4 protein-coding genes and 1 pseudogene are annotated in these 3,996 nt (G+C 67.6%); 1 reads left to right on the top strand and 4 read right to left on the bottom strand.

Translation table 11 applies throughout. The annotated features are described in order from the left end of the window. Both GX543_RS12685 and GX543_RS12680 read right to left on the bottom strand, forming a co-directional pair. Positions 1-348, bottom strand: a pseudogene (locus tag GX543_RS12685) (hypothetical protein); the annotation flags it as partial. Positions 349-683: 335 nt separating this feature from the next. Next, positions 684-1,454: an SDR family oxidoreductase gene (locus GX543_RS12680; protein WP_290852330.1), complete on the bottom strand. Its 771-nt coding sequence runs from the start codon at positions 1,452-1,454 to the stop codon at positions 684-686. A gap of 253 nt (positions 1,455-1,707) precedes the next feature. Between GX543_RS12680 and GX543_RS12675 the strand changes: the two genes are divergently transcribed. Then, positions 1,708-1,911 (top strand): hypothetical protein, encoded by a 204-nt coding sequence (locus GX543_RS12675; protein ID WP_290852328.1) that lies wholly within the window; start codon positions 1,708-1,710, stop codon positions 1,909-1,911. A gap of 105 nt (positions 1,912-2,016) precedes the next feature. Here GX543_RS12675 and GX543_RS12670 read toward each other — a convergent pair whose 3' ends face one another. Together GX543_RS12670 and GX543_RS12665 are read right to left on the bottom strand one after the other, a co-directional pair. Next, positions 2,017-3,408, bottom strand: coding sequence for an NAD(P)/FAD-dependent oxidoreductase (locus GX543_RS12670; protein WP_290852326.1), 1,392 nt, complete (start codon positions 3,406-3,408; stop codon positions 2,017-2,019). Between the two features lie 128 nt (positions 3,409-3,536). Then, positions 3,537-3,890 (bottom strand): hypothetical protein, encoded by a 354-nt coding sequence (locus GX543_RS12665; protein ID WP_290852324.1) that lies wholly within the window; start codon positions 3,888-3,890, stop codon positions 3,537-3,539. Between the last annotated feature and the right edge of the window lie 106 nt (positions 3,891-3,996).

Raw genomic sequence — 3,996 nt, 5'->3', positions numbered from 1 at the left:
GACCGAGCCGAGCGGGCGGGCGATGAACGCGGTGCCGAAGGTCGCCATGGAGGCCAGCAGTGCGGTGCCCGCGTCGCCGCCGGCGAAGAACAGGAGGGGGAAGACCGAGACCGCCGCGGTGGCGAAGATGTAGAAATCGTAGAACTCGATCGTGGTGCCGATGAGCGAGGCGAGGATGATCCGCCGCCGGGGGACGGTCGACGTGACGCCCGCGGCGTCTCCGGCGTCCGCGACGCGCTCAGCGTCCCCAGCGCGCTCGTCTGCCGCGCCGACGTGGGGTGCGGCGGTGGGGTCGACGACGACGACGTCGTCCGGCCTCGATTCCGTCCTCGAATCCGACGATCTCATGTTTCTCCTCGTGTGCGGCGGCTGGATCCCGGATCGCGGGGCCGGCCATCCGGTCGTAGCGGGTGATGCCGTGCCGCCCGTCGTGGCCGGCTACGCCGAACTGCTCGATCGGCGTGCCCGGTCCGGCGGGCGGAATACACAGTAGGAGAAGATGTGTCGTCCGTCACATCTTGATGCGTGGAATCTACAGGTGGTACCCGATCGGACCGGTTACGGCGCCTCCGACTGGACATTGTGTCCACTTCCGGGCGACGGTCAGCGACCTCCCGCACGCGGGACCGTCATGCCCTCCGCGCTCGGGACCGTCCTGTCAGTGACCCCGTCCAGGCCCAGCACTACTGGGCGAGGTACTTGTTCACCAGGCGCGTCGCGAAGTTCGGCGAGAACTTGGACAAGTTGCCTAGGAGGAGCGTCTGCAGACCGACCGAGTAGGACGTGCGGTGGATCCGGCGGTCGAGGGCCGTCGGGTGCACCGACTGCCACACCTTGTCGGCGACCTGCTCAGGAGTGATGTGCACGCCGAGGGTCTTGGTGGACTTGGCCTCGTTGTCGGCGAGCGAGGTCTTGGCCCAGAGCGGCCAGATGCCCACGACCCTGACGTCGTGCTTCTCCCACTCGAGCTCGAGTGCCTCGGTCAGGCCGGCGACGTAGAACTTGGCGGCGCTATAGGTGGCGATGCCGGGCTGGCCGTAGATCGCCGACGCGGAGGCGATGTTGACCAGGTGCGCGCCCGGGGTCGCCTTGAGGTACGGAAGCGCGGCCTGCGCACCGTACGTCACGCCCAGGACGTCGATGTCGATCTGCGCCTTGATCGCGCCGGTCGAGATCTCGTCGAGGTCCCCGGCGACGAGCACGCCCGCGTTGTTGTCCAGCACGTCGAGCGTGCCGCCGGTGTGCGAGGTGAACTCAGCCAGGGCGTCCGCCCACTGCTGGGACTCACGGACGTCGAGTTCGCCGACGATCCAGTCCGGATGCTCGGACTTCACCGCGGCGAGTGCGGCCTGGTCGACGTCGTACACACCGACCTTCCAGCCTTCGCGCGCGAAGCGCTCGGCAGTGGCCAGGCCGATACCGGCCGCGCCGCCCGTGATGAAGATCGATGGCATGTGCTTCTCCCCCGTGAGAATTCTGGACGCTCGACGGTGCGGGAGCGTGATACCTGCACGTCAGCGCGGCGTAGTTCGCCGATTCCCCTACTAGGCCCAAGCGTAGTGCCTCAGGCCCCGCGGCCTAAAACACGAGGAAACCGTCAGGAAGTCGATTCGCACATCACATGAGCGTGAGTCAAATCACTGTTACGATCGGCACCGTCGGGCCGGCGCCCCTGACCGGTCGCGACCTTTTTCGAAAGGACCCCTCATGGATCTCGGCTCCATCGCAATGGGCTCTCTCGCCCTTCCCATCATCGGCTCGCTCGGCGGCTCACTCGGCATGGGCTCGCTCCTACAGAACGCCAGCAGCGGCGGCAGTGGCGGCGGCAGCGGCGACTCGCTGATCGGGATGCTCCCTACCGACATCCTCGGCGATCTGATCCCGACGGACCTCCTCGGCGGATTGTCCTGACCTACTGACAGTCACGCCCTCGCGGTCCTCACAAGCGCGGTCCTCGCATGCGAGGACCGCGCTTCACCTGCGGAGATAGCGTCTCACCTTCACTCCGCGGATCGCCTACGACGTCGGATCGATCCGGCTGCGGGGGATCTCTTCCCCGTATACCCGGTCGATCGCGCGGCGCCCGTAGACGAACCGCGCGGTGGAACTGAGGTGCGAACGGTGATCTCCGACGATGTGCATCCCCCACGAGAACAGGGTCGCCAGCCGGTTGCGGAAGCCGATGAGGAAGGCGAGGTGGACCAGGAGCCACATCACCCAGGCGAAGAAGCCGTGGAACTCGATCCCGCCCATCTTCACCACGGCGCTGTACCTGGACACCGTGGCCATGGAGCCCTTGTCGAAGTACTTGAACGGCGGTCGGTCAGCTGGGGTCTGCTTGCCGGCGACCTCTCGGGTGATGTGCTTGGCCACGTGCTTGGCGCCCTGGATCGCCACCGGAGACACGCCGGGAAGCTTGTCGAGGCTCATCATGTCGCCGATCACGAAGATCTCGGGATGCCCGGGAACCGAGAGGTCCTTGGTGACCTGAACGCGACCGGCGCGGTCGACCTCGGCCTCGGTCTGGTCGGCGATCATTTTCCCCAGCGGGCTGGCCTGCACCCCAGCGGACCAGATCTTGCAGGCCGTGGTGATCCGGTGCGTCGTGCCGTCCTCTTCCTTGACCTCGACACCCGTCGCGTCGACATCGGTGACCATGGCGTTGAGCATGACCTCCACGCCGAGCTCCTCCAGCCGCTTCTGTGCGGCCTTGCCGAGCTTCTCCCCGAACGGCGGCAACAGGCCGGGGGCGGCGTCGAGGAGGATGATCCTGGCTTCGGCCGGATCGATGCGACGGAAGCTGTTCTTGAGGGTGCGGTTGGCCAGCTCACCGATCTGTCCGGCCATCTCGACCCCGGTCGGTCCTCCGCCTACCACGACAAAGGTGAGGAGCTTGCGGCGTTCCTCCGGGTCCTCGGTGAGTTCCGCCAGTTCGAAGCTGCCGAGGATCCGACCACGGAGTTCGAGGGCGTCGTCGATGGTCTTCATCCCGGGCGCCCACCGCTCGAAATGGTCATTGCCGAAGTACGACTGGTTGGCTCCGGCGGCGACGATCAGGCTGTCGTACTCGAGTGTGAAGTCGACGTGTCCGGCCTGGGCGTGGACGGTCCGGGCGGCGACGTCGATTTGGTCGACCTCGCCGAGGGTGACCGTGACGTTCTTCTGGTCCCGCAGGACCAGGCGGGTCGACGGGGCGATCTCGCCGACGGAAAGGATCCCGGTCGCCACCTGGTAGAGCAGCGGCTGGAACAGGTGATGGCCTGTCATGGCAACCAGCGTCACGTCGACGTCGGCGTCCTCGAGCTGCTGCGCGGCGGTCAGACCGCCGAAGCCCGAGCCGATGATGACGACGCGATGCCGGCGAGCGGCAGCCGGGACGTCCTCGCCCTGACTGTTGATTGCATCCACTTTGGCACTCCTGATCTCGGTGGTCGGCGCCCAGAACGTTACCCCCGCCCCGCAGGGTTCGTCCGGCTTCCGGTGCGCCCGCGCCCCTGCGCGTTCGCGCTCCCTGCAACCGCGCGCCAGCGCCCACGCTATTCCGGTAGCTCGGAGTGCGTACGTGCGAGCATCGCGGCGAAGCCGGCCAGGAAGTCGCTCCCCCGCCGCGCGGCCTGCTGCTCGACGAGCCCGCGGTCCAGCACCCGGGCGACCGCATCGACCACGGCGCAGCCCTCGGTCTCTCCGCCGGCATCGAGTCGTGCCAACGCCAGCCCGGCGGCGCAGGCCTGCCCCTCGTAGAACACCAGGTCGGGCAGAATCGCGTCGAGGGCACGCGACAGCTCACCTGCCGGACGCTCGTCGAGAACACCCGACACGGACGCGCGGTACTGCTCGAACCGGTCGATGGCCGCCTCGAGGTCGCGCCTCAGCTCACTGGTGTCGGGCACGTGGTCTCCTTCGTCCGCAGCGACCACTTCTGGGTACCACGCGCGAGCCGTTGGTAGCCACGGGTCGCGGGTCGCGGGACGCGATTCGCGGCTCGCGGGTCGCGGG

Origin of the sequence: Gordonia sp. (in: high G+C Gram-positive bacteria) (assembly GCF_012515855.1) — a bacterium.
Taxonomy (GTDB): Bacteria; Actinomycetota; Actinomycetes; order Mycobacteriales; family Mycobacteriaceae; genus Gordonia.
The sequence above is the reverse complement of the archived record's forward strand: the minus strand, read 5'-3'. Positions and strand labels throughout refer to the sequence as shown.

What these genes read in the sequence shown, in the direction of transcription:
- GX543_RS12680 (WP_290852330.1), bottom strand. Translation starts at nt 1,454, where the DNA reads ATGCCATCGATCTTCATCACGGGCGGCGCGGCCGGTATCGGCCTGGCC.
- GX543_RS12675 (WP_290852328.1), top strand. Translation starts at nt 1,708, where the DNA reads ATGGATCTCGGCTCCATCGCAATGGGCTCTCTCGCCCTTCCCATCATC.